The following is a 23,509-nucleotide window of genomic DNA, read 5'->3' as shown; positions in this document are numbered from 1 at the left end:
TGCCCCATGGCGCACGCAGCATCGGTCTCGACGAATCGCAGGTTTCTTGGCTGGGACGGGCCCTTGCTCGAGCGCGCAGCGCGGGCAATGGTCCAGGGCATCCATGAGCCCATGGGGCTCGCCCATGTGCTGGTCGCCGTGCCCGGCGCGCGCGCCGGGCGAACGCTGCTCGGCTACCTCGCCGCGGCCTCGCGTGAGCGCGGATGGAAGGGGTTCTTTCCGCCGCGCGTGCTGACCCAGGGGCGACTCGTCGACGAGCTCCTGTGCACCACCCAGCCCAGCGCCGACCGAACGACCCGGACGCTGGCCTGGGAGCGCGCGCTCCAAGAGGCGGACGCCGAGACCCTCGCCCGACTCGTGGCCCAGGTCCCGCCGCGCACCGATCGTTCGGCGTGGTGGCGCATCGCCGAGGACCTCCGCACGGTCCACGCGGAGCTTGCGGTCGAGGGGTACGACTTCCTGCGCGTGCGGGAGCGCATGGGCTCTGACCTCGCCGGCGGATCCGTGCCCGCGTCCGAGCTGAAGCGCTGGGAATCGCTCGCGTCGGTCCAGGCCACCTGGCGCGAGGAGCTGCGCGCCCTCGGAGCGATCGATCCCCACGAGGGGCGCTTCGCCGCGCTCACGGAGGGAAGCGTCCAGCGGGACGCCGAGGTGATGCTCGTCGGGATCGTGGAGGTCAGCGGATTGCTCCGGCGAGCCCTGGCCGAGCTGGAGACCACGACAGAGGTGCTGATCTTCGCGCCCGAATCGGAGGCCGGCGGCTTCGACGAGTTCGGCGCGCTGCGCCCGGAGGCGTGGATCGGTCGCAGCGTGCCCCTGCCGCTGGAGCGCTGGCGCGTCGTGCGAACGCCCGAGGACCAGGCTCGCCTGACCGTCGCGATCGCCGCGTCGTCGGAGTCCCTGGAATACGCGGGTGACCTGTCGATCGGCGTGGCGGACGACGAGGTCGTGCCGTACCTCGTCCGGCGCCTGGAGGCGGCTGGCGTTCGCGCGCGAGACGCCGCCGGCACGCCCTTCTCCCGGACGGCACCTGCGCGACTGCTCGCCGAGCTTCGCATGTTCCTGGAGACGCGTTCGTCGGCGTCCCTGGCCGCGCTCGTTCGGCATCCGGACCTGGAGCGAGCGCTCCGCTCACGGCTGGACTTCGATCCCGTGCTTCGACTCGACGACTATCGGCCCGAGCACCTGCCCCGACGATTCGACCTCCAGGAGCCCGACGTCGCCGACGCGGCGCGCCGCAGGCGCGACGTCGAGCCATTGCTCGAAGCCCTCCACGGCATCCTCGGACCCCTGGCGTTGAACGAGCCCCGCTCCCTGGCGCGCGCCGCCGACGATCTGCGCGAGTCGCTGCGGCGAATCTACACCGACCATCCGCTGCTGTTGCAGGAGGTCGAGCCCGAGGACGCGGAGGACGCCCGCGTCCTTCGCGCTTCGCTCGAGGGCGCCGCCAGCGCGCTCGTCACCCTGGAGACGACGCCGCCCGAGGTCGCCGGCGAGGCCTCGCCCGCGGCGGCGATCGGTTTGCTTCTGCGCATCGGCGAGGCGGAAGCGCTCATCGCGCCCGCGCCCGTTCCGACCGATCAGCCTTCCGTCGAGCTGCTCGGGTGGCTGGAGCTGCTCCTCGATACGGCGCCGCATCTGGTGGTGACGGGCTTCAACGAGGGGCGGGTGCCCGCTTCGGCGGAGGGCGACTCGTTCCTCCCCGATCGCGTGCGAGGCGCGCTCGGCCTGGAAGACGACGAGCGCCGGACCGCGCGCGACATCTACATCACGACCGCGCTGCTCGCGTCGCGGGGTGAGCGCGTCACGTTCGTCAGCGGGCGCCAGACCCGCGATGGCGATCCGATCTTCCCGACGCGGCTCGCGTTCCTGTGCGACCCGGCGGAAGCGGGCGAGCGCGTCGATCACGCGCTCGCTCCCGAGGTCTTCGCGCCCGTGGTGCGTGTCGACCACGACGGGGAAGAGGAGTTCCCGCCGTACGTGCTCGACCGGCCCGCGCCGGACACGCTCGCGGTCACCGCGTTCAAGGCGTACATGGAGTCGCCGGTGATGTTCCACATCCGCCGGATCCTCCGCGCGGAAAGCGTTGACGATCGCCTGGGCGAGATGGATCCGCGGAGCTTCGGTACGTTCACGCACGAGATCCTGGAGGAGTTTGCGCGGGGACCCGTGAAGGACTCTGAGGACGAGGCGACGATCTACCGCTTCCTGGAGAAGACGGTCGTGCGCCTGCGCCAGCGGTTCTTCCCGGAGGAGGTGCTGCCCGCGGTGCCGCTGCAGATCGAACAGCTCAAGCTGCGGCTGCAGAGCTTCGCGAAGTGGCAGGCGGCGACGGCCGCCGAGGGCTGGCGGATCCGAGAGGTCGAGTGGAGCCCGAACGCGAAGTCGGAGGGCGCACGCAGGGGCTGCGTCGAACTCACGATGAAGGGCGCGGATTCGATCTGGGTCAAGGGCAAGATCGACCGCATCGACCAGCACGCGGACGGGCGCTGGCGCGTCCTCGACTACAAGACGAGTCACAAGAGCAACGAGCCTGAGTCCGTGCACCGCAAGATCCGCCGCAAGGAAGGCACGACGGAGTGGCGCGACCTTCAGCTGCCGCTCTACGCGCACATGACCCAAGAGCTGACCGGGAACCTCGAGAAGGGCGGCAAGGTGCCCGAACTCGGCTACCTGAACCTTCCCGGGAACGGCGGCCCCGTGGAGCTGAAGCCCGTGCGCTGGGACGCCGCGGTGATCGCGGACGCGCTCGAGACGGCGCGCGAGGTTGCGGCGAAGATTCGCCAGGGTGACTTCCGCGATCTCGGCAAGCCGCGCGGACTGGAGCCGATCGAAGAGGAGCTGCTCGGCATCGGTCTCGTCGTGCCGCCGGACTCGGGCGCGGATGAAGACGAGAGCTTCGGCTCGGACGGAGGTGCAGCATGAGCGGTCAAGGGCAGCTATTCGTGGACGATCTCTTCAGCTCGGACGCGGTGAATCCGCACCGTCTGCTGCTGGCGTCGGCGGGCACCGGCAAGACCTTCCAGCTCGCGAACCACTTTGCGGGTCTGCTCGTGTGCGGGGTCGAGCCGGATCGGGTGCTGGCGACGACGTTCACGCGCAAGGCGGCGGGGGAGATCCTGGACCGCGTGCTCGGGCGCGTTCGAGAGGCGGCGCGTGACGACGAAACGGGCGTCGAGGCGCGCGGTTTTCTTCTGAAGACGATCGAGCGCATGAACCCCGAGGCGGCGGCGGCCGGTCTCTCGGCTGCGCACTGCACCCAGGTCCTCGCGGCCCTCGTGCGGCGCATCGATCGCTTTCAGATCCGCACGCTCGACGCGTTCTTCGTGCGTCTCGCGCGGCTCTTCGCGATGGAGCTCGCGATCGCCGCCGAGTGGCGAATCACGGACGTGGTGGAGGAGCGCGCGCTCGTGGCCGAAGCGGTTGCGCGGGTCCTCGACGGGCTGGAGTTTCCTGTCAGGCTCGAGCTTCTGCGGGGCATGACGCGGGGGGCCGAGCAGCTCGGCGCCGAGCGAGCGCTGGTGGAGACGGTCGAGAGCGCCGAGGAGATCGCGCGGGACGCGGTTCCCGGGGCCTGGCGGAAGATCCTGCCCCTCGAAGGACCGTCGGCCGCCGAGCTCCAGGACGCCATTCGCACCACGAACGAAGCGCCCGTGCCGCTGACCAAGAGCAAGACGCCGATGAAGCGCTGGGAGAGCACGCTCGCGGAGCTTCGCGATCTGCTCGAGGCTGCTGATTCAGCAGAGCTGCCGAAAGCGCTGCTCGGGAACTCACTCGTTCAAAGGGCGCTCGCGGACGAACCTTACGACCGCCGGGAGATCGATCCGGAGCTGAAGGACGCGCTCGTCCTGCTAGGCCGCCAGGTGATCGTCCAGCGGGTCCAGCAGCTGATCGATCGGAACCTCGCATCCGAGGCCTTCCTCACGCACTTCACGGACGCGGATCGCAACCTGCGCGCCGAACTCGGCGCCTACCGATTCCAGGACTTTCCCCGCGCGCTTCTCGAGGGGCCCGCGCGCCAGGCCAGCGAGACCTGGACGACCGAGCTCGGCTACCGCCTCGACGCGCGACTCGATCACCTGCTCCTCGACGAGTTCCAGGACACGGCCCCGAGCCAGTGGCAGCTGCTCCTGCCGCTCGCCCAGGAGGTGCTCGGCGACGGCACGGGCGAGCGCAGTTTCTTCTGCGTGGGCGACGTCAAGCAGTCGATCTACGGCTGGCGGGGCGGCGAACCGCGGCTGCTCCAGCGCATGGCGCAGCGCCACCCGGTGCTGGAGCCGGAGACGCTCACGCAGAGCTACCGTTCGTCCTCGATCGTGATGGATACCACCAACAGGATCTTCGAGTCGATCGCGGAGGCGGCGTGCCTGCAGGGTCCGGATCGACGCTCGGCGTACCAGGCCACGCTCGCGTGGGCGGCGGACTTTTCGGAGCACACGACCGCCAAGACGGAGCTCGCGGGCGAGGCGCGGCTCTGGCAGGCGCGGCCCGCGATCAAGGACGTCGAGAAGACGCTGGACCCCTGCATCAGGCTCGCGGTCGAGCGCGTGGCGGCGCTGCGTGAAGCCCACCCCGACGCATCCATCGCGGTCCTGGTGCGGGCGCGGGCGCAGATCGCGCGGCTCCGCTTCCTCCTGGGCGAACTTGGCATCGAGGCGAGCGACGAGGGCGGCAACCCGTTGACCGATGCGATGGGGGTGACGTGGATCCTCGCGCTCCTGCAGCTCGGGGATCACCCCGGCGACGGGGTGGCGGCGCTCCAGGTCGCGCGCTCTCCGTTCGCCGCGCGCTACGGGGTTCTTCCCGAAGGCATTGGCACGGCGGAGGGGCGGGAGGCCGCACAGCTCGCGTCGAACCGCGTGAGGAACGAGCTGATGCGCCGCGGCTACGGAGCGTTCGTCGATGAGCACGCGGCGCTCCTGGGCGATACGAGTTCCGCCTGGGACGTGCGCCGACTGGAGCAGCTGGTCGAGCTGGCGCTCGCCTTCGACGAGCGCCCGGGCCTGCGCCCCGTGGACTTCGTGGACAAGATCCGCGAGACCCGCGTGCCGGACCCCACGGCGTCGACGGTCAAGGTGATGACGATCCACGCGTCGAAGGGCCTGGAGTTCGACATCGTCGTGCTGCCGGAGCTCGGGAAGGGCATTCGACTGGCGCCGTCGGGCTTCATCGGAGGCCGGCGCAACGAGGTCGATCCGCCGACGGTGGCGACGGCGTGTCCGACCAAGGAGGTGGCGCATCACCATGAGCAGCTCGGTGAACTCTACAGGAGCGAGGAGCAGCGTTCGATGACCGACGCGCTCTCAGGCCTCTACGTGGCCATCACGCGGGCCGTGCACTGCGTCGAGCTGATCGTGCCGGTACCGTCGAAGTCCGCCAAGACCCCGTCGCTGCAGCACGCGAGCCTCGTGGCGGAGCCGCTGATGAAGCTCGGAACGGGCGCGCGGGATGGTGATCCCGAAGCGGAGTCGGAGGAGGGGCAGGCGTCGCTCCTGTGGGAGCATCCGGACTCGGATCCGAGCTGGTCGGCCGGCTCGGGGGACGAGCCGGTGACGCCCAGGGTGTTCGTGGAGGAGCGTCCGCTGGAGCTGAAGGCGGGCCACGGCCACCACGACGGCGAGCTGAAGGTCGCCTCGCGTCAGCACCACGTGTTCAGCAGCCGCGAGGACTTTCCGGTCGCGGCGGAAGCGCTCGACCTGTTCGCGCCCGTGAACGACGAGGGGCGAAGGCTGGGTGTCCTCGTGCACGCCCTGTTCGAAGATTACCACTGGTCGAACGACGATCCGCGCAGCGACGAGGAGCTGCATCAGATCTGCACGCGCCGTCTCCCTCGGATGCACGCGGGCGATGCCGAGGTGGACGAGGCGCTCGCGCGCTTTCATTCGGCGCGAAAGTCCAAGGCGCTGGCGCACCTCTTCGTCGAGCCAGAGACGGAGTACCGCCTCGCCACCGAGCGCATGTTCGACGTGGAGATCTCGGACCTCGACCGCGATCCGATGCGCTGGCGGGGAACCATCGATCGCCTCTTGCTGCGAATGGAAGGTGACACGGTGGTCGGCGCGCAGATCGTCGACTTCAAGACGGAGCCCGCGAGAGACTCCGCCGAGATCCTGCGCCGACATCGGGCCCAGCTCGAGGACTACCGCAGGGCGGTGGGGGAGCTCTTCGAACTCGAAGAGGCGTCGATCGAGTGCCTGATCGTCTGGCTTCCGGGCGCCGGGCAGGAGACGATCGTGGCGGCGTAGTGAGAACCGGGTTCGATCGTGGACCTTAAAACATTGGCCGCCCAATCCTCGGGAGGGCTCTCGGGAGACCGGTCAGCCCGGCTCCGCGGTCTTCGTCACCGTCTTGTCCTCGGACAGAATCCGCTCCCTCGACGTCCCGATGATGCCGGTCGCCAGGAGCTACCAGAGGCTCGTGACCACCCTGGAGCCCGATGACGCGGCCTGGACCCCATACTGGAGCATCCAGGGACTCAGCTCGCGCGAAAAGCCCGATGGAGACACCTGTGGCCTGACGCCACGCCGTTTCCGGGATTTCATTCTCTTCCGGCTCTCCCAGCACCCCCTCCAAGGCCTCCCTCCACCATGCGTTACCTCACCCTGGCTGCCCCTGCCGCTCTCCTCATCCTCGCCTCCTGCGGCTCCCCCGCCTCCCCCGGCGAGACCGAGGGTGCATCCAGCCCCGCTTCCTCCGAAGCGACCCAACCCGAAGCCCGATCAACCGAAGCCTCCATGACCCTCCCCGAGATCCCGTCAGAGTCCGTCTACGCCCTCTCCATGAACACCCTCGGCGGCGAGCCCGTCGATCTCTCGAAGTACGCTGGCAAGGTCACGGTCTTCGTGAACGTGGCGAGCAAGTGCGGGTACACGCCCCAGTACGCGGACCTTCAGAAGCTCTCCGAGGAGCTCGGCGGAGAGGACTTCGCCCTCGTCGGGATCCCCAGCAACGACTTCGGAGGCCAGGAGCCGGGCACCGCGGAGGAAATCCAGGCGTTCTGCTCCGAAAACTACGGCGTGACCTTCGACATGCTGGAGAAGGTCGGCACGAAGGAAGGGGACAGCGCCATCTTCGATGCGCTCGCGACGATGACCGGCAAGCGCCCGGGCTGGAACTTCTGCAAGTACGTCGTGTCCAAGGACGGTACGTCCGCCCTCTTCTTCGAGAGCAAGGCGAAGCCCACGGGGCCCGAGCTGCGCGGGGCGATCGACAAGATGGCGAGCCTGTAGCGACCCGATCCGGAACGAAGTGGCGGAGGCGGAGGGATTCGAACCCCCGGTGGGTTGCCCCACGTCGGTTTTCAAAACCGGTGCATTCAGCCAGGCTCTGCCACGCCTCCTCCATCCGCGCGCGCCGCTCTCGGCCTCGCTCGGACGCCGAGAAGCTTAGCGCGGAAGCTCGTAAAGCTCCAGCTTTGGTCCGGGTCGCCGCACGCGCCACAGATCCAGGAGCGGAAAGTCGAGCGTGGTGGGTAAATGGGCGTCCGGAACCGGCGCCGCGTCCTCGGGGACGCTGGCCACGCTCCACGCCGGGTGGACCGTCCAGACGGGGGACGCCGGGAGTTCCAGTGGCGCCAGCTTCCTGCCGGGCCCGCCGGGAAGCACCTCGCCCGTCGACGGGTCGACTCGCCCGGGGAGGGGTAGCGGCGGCATCGGGTCCAGGAGCGGGGGCAGGACTCCGTTCTCGGGGGAGCGATCCGTCAGGAGGAGGTGCGTTGCGCCCATCGCGGCGAGGGCGGACGCGGCTGTCTCACCGAGGTCCAGGGCGGCGGGCGAGGTCGCCGACGAGGCTTCACGGATCCACGTCTCGCCGTTGTGGAGCGAGTACTCGAACACGTCCTCCAGTCGGAGCACCGGCAGACCCTGCGGCTGCTCCAGGCTGGCCTCCAGCATCATCAGGCGGTGCGCCTCGCGGCCGTAGAGTTCGGAGCCGACCCGTTCACGCAGGCGCTTCGTCGTCCCGAGGGCGCCGAGGGTCTGGGGCGGCACCGGTCCGTAGACATCGATGGCGACCATCGCGCCCGCGGGCAGTCTGGCGATCAGCTCCTCGGCGACCGCGCGCGTGTCGGGCTGGCGCAGCACGTAGCCGAGACGCAGGGCCTGGACCAGCGGCAGCACCATCAGCACGGCGACCATCACCCTGCCCAGCGGCCTCCTCGCCAGCGCCTCCGCGAAGGCGCCCGCGGGCATCGCCATCAGAACGACCACAGGAATGATGTAGCGCACCTGCTCGTTGACGCCGACGAGGAACAGCGCTCCCCATACGAGCAGGAACGCACCGAGGGGCATCAGCGCTCGCCGGCGGAAGGCGCTGAAGACGCCGAGTGCACCCAGCACCAGGATGACCGGGTCGTAGCCGAAGAACGTGCGCATCAGCCCCTGGAGCGTCGCCAGGCTGAAGCCGACGCGCATCTGCGTTCCTCCGAACTGGATCGTCCACATGTCCTCGGTGACGAGGTCACCCGCCGCGACGCCGGTCACCGCGCCTTCTCCGTAGCGGAGATAGAACGGGTAGCCGACGACGGCAGCGAGGGCGACGAAGAGACCGACGCAGGCGAAGCCGCGCACGACGCGCTTGAGGAACGCCGTCCTGGCAGGCGCCAGCAGCTCGCCTTCGGGCCTCGGCGCCAGTGCCCAGGCAACACCGGCCATGAGGAGCGCGAGTCCACCGACGGGCAGGGTGGAGAACGCCATCGAGGCGATCACGCCGGTGAGCAGCAGTGAACGCAGCGAGCCGGTTCGCGTGTGAACCGCCGCGCCCCAAACGGTCGCCGCCAGCATCGCGGTCAAGGGAGCCCATGGCCGCTCGTGGGTGGACATCTGCACGTGTAGGAGGCTCGTGCCGCCGAACCACCCCGCGATCCAGGCTCCGACCCCGAACCCGGCGGCGCGCGCGGCCAGGAAGAGAAAGATGGCGACGCTCGCCGAGAGCACGGCGCACACGATCCGCGCCAGAAGGTGCGCGCGCCACGGGTTCTCCTGGAGCTTCGCGCCGAACTCACCGCTGCCCGCCCAGTCGCCCATGACCCGGCCGCGTGCGTACTCGGCGGCGTAGATCGGCAGCAGCGTATAGGGCAGCAGGTAGGGGTAGCTGGAGTACGCACCGGCCGGCGGGACGAGGTTCTTGTCCTTCGCCATGTTCAGTGCGTTCTTGACGATGTGCGTGTCCGGAACGTACGCGGCCCGCGGCGCGCCGTGGGCGATCGGCCAGAGCCTCAAGCCCAGCGGAACCACGAGGAGCAGGAGCAGCAGTCCGACCAGCTGTCCGCGCCGGGGCGTTTGGCCCGGCGCTGCGGACGGCGACGAATCGACCCCGGTCATTCGGCCAGATCAGAGTCGTCCTCGGACTCCGAATCGTCGCCTTCCAGGCCGAATACGTCCTGCTCCCCGTCTGGATCTTCGTCCGGATCTTCGTCCGGCATCAGGTCCTGGGACTTGTCGCTCCGGACCTCCTCCAGCACCGACTCGGCCACGCGGATCGGTGCGCCCGCGCGGAGCGCGATCGCCAGCGCATCGCTGGGGCGCGCGTCGACGAGGACCTCCTGCTCGAGGGAACCATCGGTCCCGGGCACCGCGAGCCGCAGCTGGGCGTAGAACGTGTTCGACTGAAGGTCGACGATGTCCACGCCGAGCACCTGGCTCCCGAGCGCCTTGATCGCGCTGACCGTGAGCTGGTGGGTAAGCGGGCGCTGCGGCGTCACGCCCGTCACCAGCCGGTGAATCTCTGCCGCCTCGCCGGTCCCGATCACGATCGGGAATCCGCGCTGCTGACCGAGCTTCTCCGGGTCGTTCTCTTCCAGGAAGATCCACTGCTGATCCGAGCGCTCACGCAGCACCACGCGTACCAGCCGGAGCGGGATCAGCGTGGGATTCGGGTGGGAACCCTCGGGGAACGATGGATCGGAGGTCGGCATGGTGGAGGGGCGGCTCGTGGGCTTCCTTTGAGTATGACCATGGCGAGGGCGCGGGCAACCTGCAACCTCCCGTCCCCGCGGATCTTCTTGGGGGCTCCTCGGGAGGACCTTCGGACGTTCCATCCCTTGTGGACGGGGCCATCGGCGGCGACACTCTTCCGCCATGACGCCCGATCGCTACCCGGACAACCCCGTGCTCGCCTCCGCGTGGCGCGGGGATCGAATCGAATCGGTCCACCGCGGGTCCTGGTGCCTCGTGGATTCGAGCGGGCACGTCCTCGAGCAGGCGGGGACGATCGAGCATCCTTTCTTCACGAGGAGCGCGGTGAAGGCCCTTCAGGTGCTCCCGCTCTTCGAATCCGGGGCCGCGGCGCGCTACGCCCTGACCGACGAGGAGGTCGCGCTCGCGGTCTCCTCGCACAACGCGGAGCCGTGCCACGTCGAGACGGCGCTGGGACTCCTGGCCCGGATCGGCCTCGGGCCGGAGTCGCTAGGCTGCGGGCCGCAGCCTCCCGGCGACTCCGATGCGCGGTTCGCCCTGAAGTCGAGCGGCGGTCGCCCCGCTCGGATCCACAACAACTGCTCGGGCAAGCACGCGGGCTTCCTCGCGCTCACGCGCCACCTCGGCGCGGACCCCGCGCGCTACCTCGACTTCGAATCGGAGTCCCAGGTGCTCGTGCGCGCGGCCGTCGCGGAGATGTGCGGTGTCGCTCCCGAGAGCCTCGGACGGGCGACCGACGGATGCAGCGCGCCGACGTTTCGGATGTCGCTGCGCGCCGTCGCCACCGCCTTCGCGCGCTACACGACGCCGGACGGCCTGGCGCCCGAGCGGCGCGCCGCCGCCGAGCGCGTCGTCGCCGCCGTTCAGAAGCACCCGGTGCTGCTCGCCGGTCGTTCGAAGCGGATCTGCACGGCGCTCGTCGAGGCGTCCGGGGGCAAGCTGTTCCCGAAGATCGGCGCCGAAGCTGTGTACGTCATCGGTGTGCCTGGCCGCGACCTGGGGCTCGCGGTGAAGATGGACGACGGCGGGATGCGCGGGTTGCACGCCGTGGTGATCGGACTCCTCCGGCGCCTCGACCTTCTGGAGGCATCCGTCGCCGACGCGCTGGAGAGCTATGCGCAGACGACGCTTCGGAACTGGGACGGCCTGGTGATCGGTCGCATCACGCTGCCGTGATCCTTCACGTTCTGCGAGCCGGCTGCGCGCGTGTCCTCGTCGCTTGCGCGTTGGGGGCCCTCTTGGGGACTCTCTCCCCGGCGATGGGCTCGCAGGCCTCGGACGTCGACGAGGAGATGTGGATCCGCGCCGCCGCCCGGAGGCTCCAGCGTTCGGCCGGCCCTTCCGGACCGGCCGAACGCGGCGACGTCGAGGCGGTGCTCCCCGGGCGGCCCCCATGGATGGAAGAGCTGGCGTGGCTCGAGGCCCTGTCTCGCGCAGGGCGGACAGCGGACCCAGCGCTCGCCGCGGAGCGACCCGACGAGCGCATCGAGCTGTTCGCCGCGCGGCTCCGCGTGCTGGCCTCGGACGGCCCGGCGTTCGAGGAACGTCTCGCCCGCGGACTGCGCTCGCCCTTCGCGGCGATGCGCGCGGCCGCCCTCGAGCGCGCGGCGCTATGGACGCTGGAGCCGAGCGCACTCGATGGGGCCGCCGCTCGGTTCCTGGCGCGGGAGCTGTCCCTCGGCGGCCTCGAGCCGGACCTCACGGACCACCTGTTCGAGCTGGCGCTTCGCTCGGCGGGAGGGCGACGGCTGGGGGTCCTCCTCGCGCTTCCGATCGCGGGCGAGACGCTGATTCGACTCGATCGAGGCGGCTGGGACCCGGCGCTCGGCTTCATGGAGGATCTACTCGGCGTGCCGCTCACGAAGGCGGAGCTCGCGAGCCTGCGTGACCTCGGAGCGGACCCGGGAGCGCTGGCCTGCCTCGAACTCGTGGCACGGGTGCGCGACGGGCTGGAGGTGCCAGCTCCTTCGGTCGAGGTGATCGTCTCATCCATGGGCGATGGATCGCGGGACCTCGACGCCACCGTCGAGGCCTTCCTCGATGCGCTCGTGATCGACGCGCGGCACCTGGGCGACGAGACGGTCCGCGCGCTCGGCGAGGCGCTCGTCCGGTCGGTCCGCGAGGCGACGGAGTCGGAGGGCGCAGGCGGAACGGAGCGGCGTGATCGCCTGATCCGAGCCGCCGCCCGGATCCTGCCCTTGGCGCGCCAGCTCGAACTCGGTCTCGGCTACCGCGAGGACGAGGCGCTGGAACTCTGGTTTGCGCTCGATCGAGCGGAGCGCTGGCGCGGCGGTCCCGAGGTCGTCGAGGCCCTCGCGCTCTGGCTGGAGCATCCCGCGTCGGCCGTGCGGGACGCCGTGGTGCGGGCCGTCGGCCCGCGCTACGCCTATGGCGATCGCGGCGACTTCGAGCCGCTCCTGGTCCTCGCACTCGAAGATCCGGATCCCACGCTGCGCTCGCTCAGCTTCGCGTGGCTCGTGAAGTCCGATCGTCGTCTCGCGCCCCAGGACGCGCTCGGTCCGGTGCTGCGCGCGGCGTGGGACGCCGAAGGCCACGGCGGCGAGGGACCCGCGCTGACCGAGCGGCAGGCCCGCTGGCTCGCGCAGTTCCCGCGGGACCGGAACCCGCGTCACTACCGGGACGCGCTCCTCGGGTTGCTCTCGCTGTCCGGCGCCTCGACCGAGGTCATCGGCGCGGGCAGCCTGGAGCTGCTCGGGGCGCTGGTCGGCGACCAGGAGGTGTTCGCTCGCGTCTCTCTGCTGGCGGAGCGCAGCCTCGTCGGACTGGAGGCTGCCCGGGATCTGGGGGCGCGCTTGCCGTTCGACTCGGCCGCAGCGCGCGCGATCCGGATCCTGCAGCGCGTCGATCCCGGCGCCGCCGAGGAGATCATCGACGGCGCTCTTCGACGTTCGATGCACCTCATGCACGGGCCGGAGACGCCGGAGGATGCGCGGCCGCAGCTTCCGAAGTCGGCGGCCGGGCTGCTCGGGCTGACGCCCGGTGGACGGCAGCGGCTGGTTTCGTACCTGGGGGATTCGGTCCCGCGACGCGTGCGTTTCGAGGCGGCGCTGCAGCTCTTGAAGCGTGGCCATGGTGCGGGAGGCACCGGGGCCTCCCGCGCCTACGAGGCGAGCGCGGAGCGGCTGATGGCGGACTACGACGGCGTCGATGGAGCGCTCCGGCTCCGGGCGCTGGATGCACTGGGGGAGGAGGTTCTTGGCGCGCTTCCGTCGGTGGAAACTTTCCTCGCGGCGCTCTCTGGAGCCGGCATCGATCAGTCCGAGAGGACGGCGGCGATCGACGTGCTCGGACGTCGAGGGCATCTGCGCGCGCTCGAAGCGGTGCTGGACGCCGCGGTCGAAGTCGTTGGATCTGACGCCGCGACGATCGATGCGGCGGCGTTCGCGGCGCGCGCCCTGCGGCATTCGGTCGGTCGATCGGCTGCGGGAACTGCTTTCCAGCTCGGTGCACGAACGCTCCGGAAGATCGAAGACCGAGCGCGCCGGGCCACGCAGCTCGAGACCGTGCGAGGCGCGCTGCTCGAGGCGCTCGCAGAGCTGCTCGTGGCGGGGCTCGATCCGACGCTCGTCCCGGACGATGAGCGCCGGGCGCTCCTGGCGCGTTTCCTCCGGGAGCCGATCCGGTCCGAGGAAACGGCGGCCAGCGCGGGATTCGGTCGCCAGCGGCGGATCGAAGCGAGCTTCCTGTGGGCCTCGGAGCTGGCGGCACTCAGGACGCTGGGCCGGAGGTCGGAGCTTCTGGAGGAGGCGATCGGGCCCGAACCGCGATGGGGGCGCCTCGATGGGCGACTGCTGCTCGCGCTCGCGCACGTGGCCGCAGAGGCCGGTAGCGCCGCTCTGGCGCAGGACCTGAGCGGGGCGGCGGCGATCGCGCTGGAAGGGGAGGGGGTCGCCCAGGACCACGAGCGCAGGCTCGCCGAGGCGCGGTGGCTCCACGCGTGGCTGGCGCTCGAGGGATCGCGCGAGGCGGAGGCGGCCCGCTCTCTGCGCGCGCTCCTGGGCTCCTATCGAACGGGCGACCTCGGGCGGGGCGTCCTGCGCGCGATGCTGCCCTCGATTCGTCGGCCGGTGGCGTCGGCCCATGCGCGCTACCGGCGAGCGATGGCCGGGCCGTCAGGAAACCCGCTGGAGACAGCCCGTTCCAGCGCGTGGAGACGGCTGGAGTAGCGCGTCCACGGATGCCGCCTCGTCGATGACACCTCATCGATGACACCTCATCGATGACACCGGGCGGTGCGCTCACGTATAGTCCCACCATGACCACACAAGCCATCGATCAGCCCGACGGCGCTGTCGACGCCCTCGGCGACGGCATCGGCTTCGTTGCTCTCGTCGACCGCATGCAGCAGGACCCGGCCCTCAAGGTCGTCAACAGCGCGCGGATCTCCTACGACAAGCAGAAAGACGGCTTCGACGAGAAGGACAAGAAGCTCTGCTCTTTCCTCTGGGAGCACGGACACACCTCGCCCTACCGGCACTCGTTCTACACCTTCCACTGGAAGGCGCCCCTCTTCGTCTTCCGTCAGGCGTTCAAGTACCAGGTCGGAAGCGGCTGGCGTACCTACGAGGTCGACGGGAACGAGGTATCCCTGGAGGTCTTCGACGTGATGTTCGATACCGACAAGGGCTGCTCCTGGAACGAGGTCTCCGGGCGCTACGTCAAGTGGACGCCCGAGTTCTACGTGCCCAGCACGATGCGCGCGAACCCGCCCCACGGCAACAAGCAGGCGTCGGTGGATCTCCCCGCGGACTTCGACCACGGGGGTGAGCACGCGGCGATGCTCGCCGAGTGCCACGAGGCCTTCGAACGCTACGAGGCGCGTATCGAACGCGGGGTGGCCAAGGAGATCGCGCGGATGCTCCTGCCCCAGAATCTCTACACCCAGGCGTACTGGACGGTGTCGCTCCAGGGCGTCCTTCACTTCCTCGATCAGCGCCTCAAGAAGGACGCACAGTTCGAGATCCGCGCCTTCGCGCGCGGGATCGCGGAACTCGTGAAGGACGACCTGGAGCGCGTGGGCGCCCAGCTCGATCTGGACTGAAACGGAAGGAGAGCTACTTCCCGATGGCGGCCTTCCACGCGGCCTCGCCGCCGACCACGGGAAGCGAGATCGAGGACCCCGCGAGGTCGACCGAGAGGACGGTGCCGTCCTTCGGCTGAAGCGTGAACTCCGGGTCCGTGCAGAAGATCATCAGGCCGATCTGCTCGCCGACCGGGATGATCTGGTCGTCGGGCATCAGCTGGAAGCTCTGGTCCACGAACTGTCCGGGCTTCAGGGGCTCGGATTCGCGGATGGACTTCGCGTTCTGGGGGTCGGCCCAGCCGCGCGAGATGAGGTTCTGGGTGATCTGTTTCGCGTCTTCGACCCAGGGCAGGGAAACGAGGTAGACGGACAGGTTCGCCGCGGGCGTGCTCGACGCGACGCGCAGCTTGACCTCGTAGTGGCCGGAGAGATGCACGGGCGCCTCGAGAACCGGGCTGGCGAAGAGGAGGCGGGACTTCGACTCCGCCGCCATGGCGTGGGTGGCGCTCAGCGTGGCGCGGGCGTCGACGATGTCCTCTGTGCCGGTACCGGCGGCCATGGAGAGGGTGCCGATCGCGTTGCCGTCGCCGCTCGGACGCAGCGTCACGGGCGCGGCGTTCGGGTTCGGGTAGTCGGCGTACGGCGTCGGCTCGTTCTTGGCCGCGTCCTCGCGCACGATCCAGGCCCGGGGCATGTCGTCGACGTCGTTCGGGACGCCGTAGAGGTAGTGGGTGAACCACTTGTTGACCATGGAGAGGGGCGGATCGCCGCCGTGGCCTCCCTGGTGGTAATAGCACATCGTCGGGAGGCCCTTGGCCTTGAGCGCCTCGTAAATCCGAACGCTGTGCTCGGGCATCACGTTCCAGTCGTTGAAGCCGTGGGCCATGAGAACGGCGGCCTTCACCTTGTCGAGCTGGTTGCCGTAGTCGCGGCCCGCCCAGAAGTCGTTGTAGTCGCCGGTGACGCGGTCCTGGTTCCTCTCCATGTCGTCCTCGCGGACGATCTGGTTGCAGTTGGCGCGGCCGGCGGGATCGCCGCTGTGCACGAAGTCGTAGAGCACGTCGATGTCCTCGCCCATGTAGCCGCCGGGGTGACGCACGAGGCCGTTCGATCGGTAGTAGTGGTAGTACGAGGTGTTCGGGGCGACGGGGATGATCGCCTCCAGGCCCTCGACGCCGGTGGTGGCGGCGGCCAGGGGCAGCGTGCCGTTGTAGGAGGTGCCGATCATGCCGACCTTGCCCGTGCACCAGTCGGCCCGGATCTCCTCGTCGCCGTCGATCGTCGTGAAGCCCTTGGCCCGGCCGTTCAGCCAATCGATGACGGCCTTCGGTGCGAGGGCCTCGTTCATGCCGCCGATCGTCGGGCAACCTTCGCTGTAGCCGGTGCCCGGGGAGGCCGAGTGGACCATGGCGAAGCCGCGCGGGACGAACTGGCGGATGTAGCTCCTTGAGTTCAGGGCGCGGAACTCGGGGCGCTCGATCTCGGGCGGGCTCGGGCGCTCGGGCGGCGTCGCGCCGATCTCGTGGTTGGGGTCCCAGAAGAAGGAAGAGTCCGCGCCGCTCACGCCCCAGTAGTAGGGGCTCGTCTCGTAGACGGCGGGAACCTTGAGGCCCTCGGTCGCGGTCTGGCCCGGGCGCGTCACGTCGACGTACACGCGGTCGAGTTCACCGTCGCGGTCGGAGTCGAACTCGGTTTCCACCCAGAGCGATTCCTGGAGCCATTCCTTGCTGTCCTTGAAGGCGTCGACGATCTGGGCCTCGCCGTCCTTGAAGACGGGGCGGGCGTCCTGGGTGGGCGCGGCGCCGCCAGGGGCGAGCGCGACGAAGAAGAGAGCAGCGGGGGTGAGCTGAAGCATGGAGTGTGGGCTCGGGTAGCTGGGAGTGGACAGGTCCCCATAGCCTACTGTGGGGCACCTCGCGCTGGCGCCCTGGGAAACGCGGGTCTTTGGTGGAGACCTGGCGCTGACCGCTGGCGCTGAACAAGACCTGAACGGAGGAGGGTGGAAGAAAGCGAACGACCGCGCTGGCTTTGCTAGCCTCTTCCGCGTGATTCAGCCCGTCCGTGTCTTCCGAGCGCTCACTCCGCCCGTCCTCATGCTTGGGGTGGTCGTCTCCTGCGGGCAGCCGAGCGCGGAGCCTCCTACCGAGCCTCCTGCCGAGTCTCTTATTGGGCGTCCGACGCCACCCCCGAAGGATCCATTCACGGACATCACCGCCGTATCCGGGGTCGACTTCTTTCACGCGGCGGGCGCCACGGGTGAGTGGGCTCTGTCGGAGGTGATGGGCGGCGGCGCGGCTCTCTTCGACATGGACGGCGACGGAGACCTCGATTTGCTGCTGCTCGCCGGCGCCAAGCGGCCCTTCGACCCGGACTCGCCGCAGTCGGGCGCAGGGCACGGCCTCTTCCGCAACGACGGCTCCGGGCACTTCGAGGACGTTTCTGCGGGCGCGGGTCTCGGCGAACTCCGCGGCTATGCCATGGGCGCTGCGGTTGGCGACGTGAACGGCGACGGCGCGCTCGACCTCTTCATCAGTCAGCTCGGTCGAGACGCTTTGCTCGTCGGCGACGGCCGAGGGCGCTTCTCGGACGTTTCGGACTCATGGAACGTCGCTTCGCGCGAGTGGTCTTCCTCGGCGGCCTTCGCGGATCACGACGGGGACGGCGACCTGGATCTCTTCGTGGTTCGCTACATCGAGCAGCGAGCGGGGGTCAAGTGCCACGACTCGTCGGGCAGGCGCACCTACTGTCCGCCTTCCAGCGGGCCTGCCGTCCACGACCTTCTGCTTCGAAACGACGGCGATCGCTTCGTGGACGTGAGCTCCGAGCTGGGGCTCGACCGCGCCCCGGCGCCGGGGCTCGGGGTCGTCGTCGAGGACATCACCGGGGACGGGAGGGCGGACTTCTACGTCACCAACGATCAGGCGGCGAATCAGCTCTGGGTTCGGCAGGCCGACGGAACCTGGCGCGACGAGGCGATGCAGCGCGGGATCGCGCTGAACGGAAACGGTGTCGCCGAGGCGAGCATGGGGATCATCGCCGAAGACCTCGACCTCGACGGCAGGTGCGATCTCTTCATGACGCATCTCGGAGGCGAGACCCACACGCTGTACAGCGCGCGCGGGTCGGGCTTGTTCGGCGACAGGACCACGCCCGCCGGGCTCAGCGTGGCGACACGACCGGGAACGGGGTTCGGCATCGCGGCCTTCGACCTCGAACTCGACGGCGATCTCGATCTCGCGGTGGCCCAGGGTCGCGTGCAGGTCGGGGACGTTCACGATGGCTGCGAACTCGAAGGTACGTGGGCGCAGCTGGCGGAGCCGAACCTGCTGCTGCTCAACGACGGCAAGGGGAGGTTCTCGTCGGATGCGCTTCGTGCCCTCTCCGTTTCCGTGCCACTGATGGTGGATCGAAGCGTCGTCTCGGGTGATATCGACGGGGATGGCGATATCGATCTCATCTTCAGTCGCGTCGAAGGCGGACCCCAGGTGCTTCGCAACGACGCCGAGAGGGGGGGAACCTGGATCCTGCTGGATCCGCGCACCACGGAGACCGCGGCGACGGCTCTCGGGATCGAGCTGACGATTCACGCGGGCGATCGGACCTTCCGCAGGACCTCTCGCAGCTCGGATGGGTATCAGTCGAGCCGCGATCCGCGCGTGCACTTCGGCGTTCCGGCCGAGGTGGGAGCGGTGGACGTCGAGGCGCGCTGGACCGACGGGGCGCGCGAGTCGTTCCGCTCGCTGGCGGTCGGCAAGGTCCACCGAATTTCGAAAGGCAATGGAGAGACCCCATGAGACACGTGTTCGTGCTGATGGCGTGGATGCTGCTCTTCGGACTGCCCGCGTGCGGCGACGCGGACGCACCTCCGTCGGGTGAAGGCGCCTCCTCTTCGTCGCCCGAGGCGAGGATTCCCGGCCTGGATACCTCTGCGCTCGAGCCGCTCGTCGCCGAGCTGATCGATCGTCGCATGGCGTCGGTTCGATCGAACGCGGGCAACGCTCGGGCCTGGGCCGATCTCGGCTTTGCGCTGGATGCGCACATGTTCCTGGAGGAGGCAGAGGCCTGCCTCGGGCAAGCGCTGGAACTCGACGGCGATCTCTTCCCCGCCGCCTACGACCACGCGTTTCTCGGAACGCTGCTTCCGCGTGAGTTCGAAGACGTGTCGGCGCGCTTCGAGGGCGCGATCGCGCTGCAGCCGGACTACGCTCCAGCGCTGGTCAGGCAAGGGGACTACCTGCTGGCGGCCGGGCAGGTCGAGCAAGCCGCCGAGAGCTTCCGCGCGGCGCTGGCCATCTGGCCGGCGTACGCGTACGCCGAACTCGGACTCGCGCGAACGCAGCTCGCGGGAACGGACGAGGCCGATTGGGCTCGCGCGTGCGAGGCGCTCGACTCACTCTTCGCGACGTTCTCGGCGGACCCTGCCGTGGCGACGGCCTACGCCCAGGCACTGACCCTCCTTGGTCGAAGCGACGAAGCGGCCAGCATCTCCGAGTCACATGCTGCCGCCGTGGCGGGTGGGGGCAGGGCAACGGTGCCCGTCCGCGACACGCTTCGCGCGGAGATCCTCTCGCTGTCGGCGACGGCGGCGGCGAACTTTCAGCGCGGCGAAGGGAAGCTGCGGGCGGGTGATTTCCAGGGCGCTGCGCGAGAGATGGAGCGCGTGCTCGGCTTCGATCCGGAGAACCGCGTCGCGCGGCTACTCCTCGCCAAGGCACGCATCGGCCTGGGAGCGTCAAAAGCCGCCCGCGACGCCCTGGCGGATCTTCTGGAGGCGAACCCGAAGGACCCGGATGCCCACGCCATGATGGGCCAGCTCGACACCGAGGTCGGACAGTTCGACGCGGCCATCGCGCACTTTGCCAGGGCGTCGCAATCAGGTTCGCTCGATGGGGCGACGTGGCGAGCCTGGGTGACGGCTCTCGGATCGCTGCAGCGCTGGGACGAGGCTCTCTTTCGGATCGACGAATGGAAGCTCGCGGCGCCGGGCGCCGCTGATCCTTTCTTCCTGGAGGCCCTCGCGAGGAAGAATGCCGGCCAGGCCGCCGAAGCCGAGGCGGCGCTGGAGGAGGCCGTTCGGCGGGCCCCGACCCATCCGATGCGACGGGAGATCGAGCCGCTGATGCGGGTCATCAGGTAGCACCGTCCGGAAGCTACCAGATGGGGACTCCGGGGCGACTCCCTGGGGCGGAGAGGGCGATTGACGAAGACGAGACGGAACCGCTCGGGAGTCGAACCCGTCGGAATCGGTACGGAGGGCTATGATCGGCCCTCCTCTTTTCTCTTCTCCCATCCACTCGCCCCAGACCGCCATGAACGGTTCGCTCCTCTCCTTCTCGCTCGCGGTCCTCGCTCCGGTTTCACTTCCGGGTGCGTCGGCTTTCGCGCAAGCGGCCACGCCAGCCACTGCCGCCACGGCTGAATCGAGCCAGATCCGGCTTCGGTACGCCTCGTTCGATCCGCTCGGGGAAGTCCCTGCGGTGAGCCAGGCGCTTCGGGCGAAAGCGGGGCAGAACCTCGTCATCGTTCAGCTGGGAAGTACCCCGACCCAGTCGGATCGGGACGCGATCGCTGCGGCAGGCGGAGAGCTGATCGGCTATCTCCCCGACAACGCCTATCTCGTTCGGGTTCAGCCGGAAGGTGCGAGCGTCCTGCGCGGAAACACCGCGGTGCGCTGGGTGGGTGAATACCATCCCGCCTATCGCCTTCAGCCGGAACTCCTCGACGAGCAGGCTTTCGTGGACCCGCAGCCGGTCCGCTACAACATCGTCGTCGCCAACAAGCGGACCGACAAGCCCGGCCTCATGGCCCGGGTCGAGGCCGTCGGTGGCCGCGTCGACAGCGAGCAGGTCGGTAGCCTGTTGCTCGAGGTCACGCTCACCGGTCCGCAGCTCCTCCAGGTCGCCGCGATGGACGAGGTCCTCTGGATCGACCGCTGGACCGCGCCGGAAGAGGACATGGACAACGCCCGTATCCAGGGCGGCGGCAACTACGTGGAGACCCAGGCGGGCTACACGGGGGCGGGCGTGAACGCGCACGTCTACGAGGGAGTCGAGGCCAGCCACCCGGACTTCACCGGCGGAGTGGTCAACGTCCGGAGCGGCGGTGAAGCCCAGTCGCACGGTCACTGCACCGCGGGCATCGTGTTCGGCAACGGCTCCAGCAACCCGGCCGTTCGCGGGATGGCGCCCGACGCGGGCAAGTTCTTCACGAACTACTCGAGCGTGTCGACCTCGAGGTACCAGGTCGTGAGTGACCTCGTCAACATCCACAACGTCAGCCACACCACCGCGTCGTGGGGGGGCGGTCGCACGTTCTTCTATACCGCGACGTCGGCTGAGTCCGACGACATCGTCTTCGATCACGATCTGGCATGGACCCAGAGCCAGTCGAACGCGGGCAACCAGGACTCGCGCCCCGAGGCATGGGCCAAGAACGTGTTCTCGATCGGCGCGGTTCAGCACTTCAACAACAGCAACCCGAACGACGATTCCTGGTCGGCGGGCAACGGCAGCACAGGCCCGGCCTCGGACGGCCGCATCAAGCCGACGCTCTGCGCCTACTACGATGCGACGGGCACTTCGGACCGGACGGGCAGCAGCGGCTACTCCAGCGGGAGCTGGTACGCGAACTTCGGCGGCACGTCGGGCGCCACGCCCATCGTCGCCGGGCACAACGTGCTCGCCATCCAGATGTTCACGGATGAGGTCGCTCCGGGGATCGGACCCTTCGGCAACGTACTGCGCGTGCCCGGTGGAACCGCCCACCAGAACCGCCCGCACTTCACGACGCTGAAAGCACTGCAGGTCGTGAGCGCCAATCAGTACGCCTTCACCGCCACGAGTTCGAACAACCGTCGGCAGCATCAGGGCTGGGGCTTTCCGAGCCTTCAGAACATGTGGGACAACCGCACGAAGACGATCCTGGTCGATGAGACGGACGTGCTGACCCAGGGCCAGTCGAGCTTCTACACCGCCAACGTCGGGATCAACGAGCCGGCCCTCAAGGTCTGTCTCAACTGGAACGAGCCGGCGGGCAACCCGGCGGCGAGTGCTCAGCTGATCAACAACCTTTCGCTCCGCGTCACGTCCCCGGACGGCACGCAATCCTACTGGGGCAACTCGAACCTCGAGAGCGGCGTGTGGTCCACGACCGGCGGGAGCGAGGACACGGTGAACTCGCTGGAGTGCGTTTTCGTTCAGAACCCGGCTCCTGGGATGTGGAGCATCGAGGTCATGGCGACCTCGGTCGTCGAGGACAACCACGTCGAGACGCCGGCGGTGGACGCCGACTTCGGCCTCGCGATCGTCGGCGGCCTGTCGGGCTTCGTCTCGCAGATCTGTAGCGGCGTGATCAACTCGACGGGCGTGCCCGCCGTGCTGGTCATGGACGGCAGCCCCGTGCTGGCGGACATGGACCTGACGCTTTCCGTGGAGAACCTCCCGTTCAACTCGCTCGGCTACTTCGTGACGTCGAAGGACATCGGCATCGTGGCGAACCCGGGCGGTAGCACGGGCAACCTCTGCATCGCGAGCCCGAGCATGGGGCGGTACGCGGCGAACATCCAGAACTCGGGTTCGACCGGCAGCGTCACGCTCAGCATCGACCTGACCGCCATCCCGATTCCGACCGGGACGGAGCCCGCGATGATCGGTGATACGCGCTGCTTCCAGTACTGGTACCGCGACAGCATCATCACCATCCCGACGTCGAACTTCTCGAGCGCGGCCTGCCTCATCTTCGAGTAGCGGAAGCGGAAGCAGTCCCTTCCCGGAGAAGAGTCTGCCCAGGGCGTCCCCGTCCCATCACCACGCGGTGAAGGGACGGGGACGCCCTCTCCATGGCGGGGTGGCTCAGCTGATGAGGAGGAGCCGCCTTCCGTCGCCTGGCTCGTGCCGCGGCGCGCGATGGATGAATGCCTCGACGGGTGCGCCGGGATACTGAACGGCCAGTCGCCAGAGCTGGCCGTGACCGAAGGAGAAGGGCCGTGCGCCCGGGCGTTCGACGAAGTGAAGGTCCTGGTGCGTCTCCTTCAGGAACGCCTCGAACGAGCCGCCGTCGGCGCCTCCGAATGACGCCAGGAGCCTGGCCCTGAGTTCGGGTACGTCGACGGTTCGGATCGCGTCGGCCCGTCGCAGGCCCTCGCTCGTGCGGCCCGCGTAGCAGCAGAGGAACGTGTCCGTCGGGGCGGTCGCGCTATCGACATGGAAGGAGTAAACGTCCGTGGGCAGCTCTTCGTCCGGGTCCATCGGGTAGGCGCCGATGGCATTGAGCTCAGGCTCGTGCCCAGCGTCTTGAAGCAGGCGAAGGTCCTCGAGGAGGACGCTCGCGGCCAGGCGGCCGTTCGGACTCAGTGCGGCGTCCCGCAGCCAGTCCTCGTCGACGGGCTGGATATCCTCCGTGAGGTCCAGCGCCGCCAGTACCTCGTCGAAGTCTCCCTTCAGCTCACGCCGCCAGCGGAGCGCGTTGCAGGCGCCCTCGAAGGGAGTCCGTAAGAGCGCGTCGAACGAATCGACGGTGCGCAGGGTCAGGTCGTCGTGCAATGGCCGGATCC

General features: G+C 69.1%; 13 protein-coding genes and 1 tRNA gene. 9 read left to right on the top strand and 5 right to left on the bottom strand.

From position 1 onward, the window contains the following. The first annotated feature begins 6 nt into the window (after window positions 1–6). The 3 genes from Poly30_RS21020 to Poly30_RS21010 all read left to right on the top strand — a co-directional run bounded on the left by Poly30_RS21020 (window position 7) and on the right by Poly30_RS21010 (window position 7,229). Window positions 7–2,925: a PD-(D/E)XK nuclease family protein gene (locus tag Poly30_RS21020; RefSeq protein ID WP_145201931.1), complete on the top strand. Its 2,919-nt coding sequence runs from the start codon at window positions 7–9 to the stop codon at window positions 2,923–2,925. Then, window positions 2,922–6,245: a UvrD-helicase domain-containing protein gene (locus Poly30_RS21015; protein ID WP_145201928.1), complete on the top strand. Its 3,324-nt coding sequence runs from the start codon at window positions 2,922–2,924 to the stop codon at window positions 6,243–6,245. Before Poly30_RS21020 ends, Poly30_RS21015 begins: the two co-directional genes overlap by 4 nt. 489 nt (window positions 6,246–6,734) lie before the next feature. After that, window positions 6,735–7,229: a glutathione peroxidase gene (locus Poly30_RS21010; RefSeq protein WP_145201925.1), complete on the top strand. Its 495-nt coding sequence runs from the start codon at window positions 6,735–6,737 to the stop codon at window positions 7,227–7,229. 20 nt (window positions 7,230–7,249) lie between these two features. Here the strand turns inward: Poly30_RS21010 and Poly30_RS21005 are convergent. From Poly30_RS21005 to Poly30_RS20995, 3 genes are all read right to left on the bottom strand, one after another. After that, a tRNA-Ser gene (locus Poly30_RS21005) sits at window positions 7,250–7,339 on the bottom strand. Between the two features lie 46 nt (window positions 7,340–7,385). Next, window positions 7,386–9,320, bottom strand: a complete 1,935-nt coding sequence (locus tag Poly30_RS21000; protein ID WP_145201922.1) for a hypothetical protein — start codon at window positions 9,318–9,320, stop codon at window positions 7,386–7,388. After that, window positions 9,317–9,913 carry a bifunctional nuclease family protein gene (locus Poly30_RS20995; RefSeq protein WP_145201919.1) on the bottom strand — a complete coding sequence of 199 codons (597 nt, stop codon included), beginning with the start codon at window positions 9,911–9,913 and terminating at the stop codon, window positions 9,317–9,319. The genes Poly30_RS21000 and Poly30_RS20995 overlap by 4 nt, the downstream gene beginning before the upstream one ends. A 163-nt stretch (window positions 9,914–10,076) precedes the next feature. Here Poly30_RS20995 and Poly30_RS20990 point away from each other — a divergent pair, with 163 nt between their 5' ends. The 3 genes from Poly30_RS20990 (at window position 10,077) to Poly30_RS20980 (ending at window position 14,976) form a co-directional block, all read left to right on the top strand. After that, window positions 10,077–11,090: an asparaginase gene (locus Poly30_RS20990; protein WP_145201916.1), complete on the top strand. Its 1,014-nt coding sequence runs from the start codon at window positions 10,077–10,079 to the stop codon at window positions 11,088–11,090. Continuing rightward, window positions 11,087–14,101 carry a hypothetical protein gene (locus tag Poly30_RS20985; RefSeq protein WP_145201913.1) on the top strand — a complete coding sequence of 1,005 codons (3,015 nt, stop codon included), beginning with the start codon at window positions 11,087–11,089 and terminating at the stop codon, window positions 14,099–14,101. Before Poly30_RS20990 ends, Poly30_RS20985 begins: the two co-directional genes overlap by 4 nt. 89 nt (window positions 14,102–14,190) lie before the next feature. Beyond that, window positions 14,191–14,976 (top strand): FAD-dependent thymidylate synthase, encoded by a 786-nt coding sequence (locus Poly30_RS20980; RefSeq protein WP_419190447.1) that lies wholly within the window; start codon window positions 14,191–14,193, stop codon window positions 14,974–14,976. A 13-nt stretch (window positions 14,977–14,989) separates the two neighbouring features. Here the strand turns inward: Poly30_RS20980 and Poly30_RS20975 are convergent, their stop codons facing one another. Beyond that, window positions 14,990–16,813, bottom strand: coding sequence for a Xaa-Pro dipeptidyl-peptidase (locus Poly30_RS20975; RefSeq protein WP_145201907.1), 1,824 nt, complete (start codon window positions 16,811–16,813; stop codon window positions 14,990–14,992). Window positions 16,814–17,003: 190 nt separating this feature from the next. On the opposite strand from Poly30_RS20975, the gene Poly30_RS20970 reads away from it, so the two are divergent. The 3 genes from Poly30_RS20970 (at window position 17,004) to Poly30_RS20960 (ending at window position 22,703) form a co-directional block, all read left to right on the top strand. Then, window positions 17,004–18,752: a CRTAC1 family protein gene (locus Poly30_RS20970; RefSeq protein WP_145201904.1), complete on the top strand. Its 1,749-nt coding sequence runs from the start codon at window positions 17,004–17,006 to the stop codon at window positions 18,750–18,752. Then, complete coding sequence (locus tag Poly30_RS20965) at window positions 18,749–20,095, top strand: tetratricopeptide repeat protein (protein WP_145201901.1); 1,347 nt, start codon at window positions 18,749–18,751, stop codon at window positions 20,093–20,095. Before Poly30_RS20970 ends, Poly30_RS20965 begins: the two co-directional genes overlap by 4 nt. Before the next feature lie 172 nt (window positions 20,096–20,267). Continuing rightward, entirely contained in the window at window positions 20,268–22,703 is a 2,436-nt protein-coding gene (locus Poly30_RS20960; RefSeq protein ID WP_419190446.1) for a S8 family serine peptidase, read from the top strand. Window positions 22,704–22,808: 105 nt separating this feature from the next. Here the strand turns inward: Poly30_RS20960 and Poly30_RS20955 are convergent, their stop codons facing one another. Then, entirely contained in the window at window positions 22,809–23,498 is a 690-nt protein-coding gene (locus Poly30_RS20955) for a hypothetical protein (protein WP_419190445.1), read from the bottom strand. Window positions 23,499–23,509: the final 11 nt, after the last annotated feature.

It is taken from the genome of Saltatorellus ferox, from assembly GCA_007751475.1.
Taxonomy (GTDB): domain Bacteria; phylum Planctomycetota; class UBA1135; order UBA1135.
The sequence above is the reverse complement of the archived record's forward strand: the minus strand, read 5'-3'. Positions and strand labels throughout refer to the sequence as shown.

Excerpts from the sequence above, each read along its gene's own strand:
- Poly30_RS21020 (WP_145201931.1), top strand. The coding sequence starts at position 7 with ATGGCGCACGCAGCATCGGTCTCGACGAATCGCAGGTTTCTTGGCTGG.
- Poly30_RS21015 (WP_145201928.1), top strand. The coding sequence starts at position 2,922 with ATGAGCGGTCAAGGGCAGCTATTCGTGGACGATCTCTTCAGCTCGGAC.
- Poly30_RS21010 (WP_145201925.1), top strand. The coding sequence starts at position 6,735 with ATGACCCTCCCCGAGATCCCGTCAGAGTCCGTCTACGCCCTCTCCATG.
- Poly30_RS21000 (WP_145201922.1), bottom strand. The coding sequence starts at position 9,320 with ATGACCGGGGTCGATTCGTCGCCGTCCGCAGCGCCGGGCCAAACGCCC.
- Poly30_RS20995 (WP_145201919.1), bottom strand. The coding sequence starts at position 9,913 with ATGCCGACCTCCGATCCATCGTTCCCCGAGGGTTCCCACCCGAATCCC.
- Poly30_RS20990 (WP_145201916.1), top strand. The coding sequence starts at position 10,077 with ATGACGCCCGATCGCTACCCGGACAACCCCGTGCTCGCCTCCGCGTGG.
- Poly30_RS20980 (WP_419190447.1), top strand. The coding sequence starts at position 14,191 with ATGACCACACAAGCCATCGATCAGCCCGACGGCGCTGTCGACGCCCTC.
- Poly30_RS20975 (WP_145201907.1), bottom strand. The coding sequence starts at position 16,813 with ATGCTTCAGCTCACCCCCGCTGCTCTCTTCTTCGTCGCGCTCGCCCCT.
- Poly30_RS20965 (WP_145201901.1), top strand. The coding sequence starts at position 18,749 with ATGAGACACGTGTTCGTGCTGATGGCGTGGATGCTGCTCTTCGGACTG.
- Poly30_RS20960 (WP_419190446.1), top strand. The coding sequence starts at position 20,268 with ATGAACGGTTCGCTCCTCTCCTTCTCGCTCGCGGTCCTCGCTCCGGTT.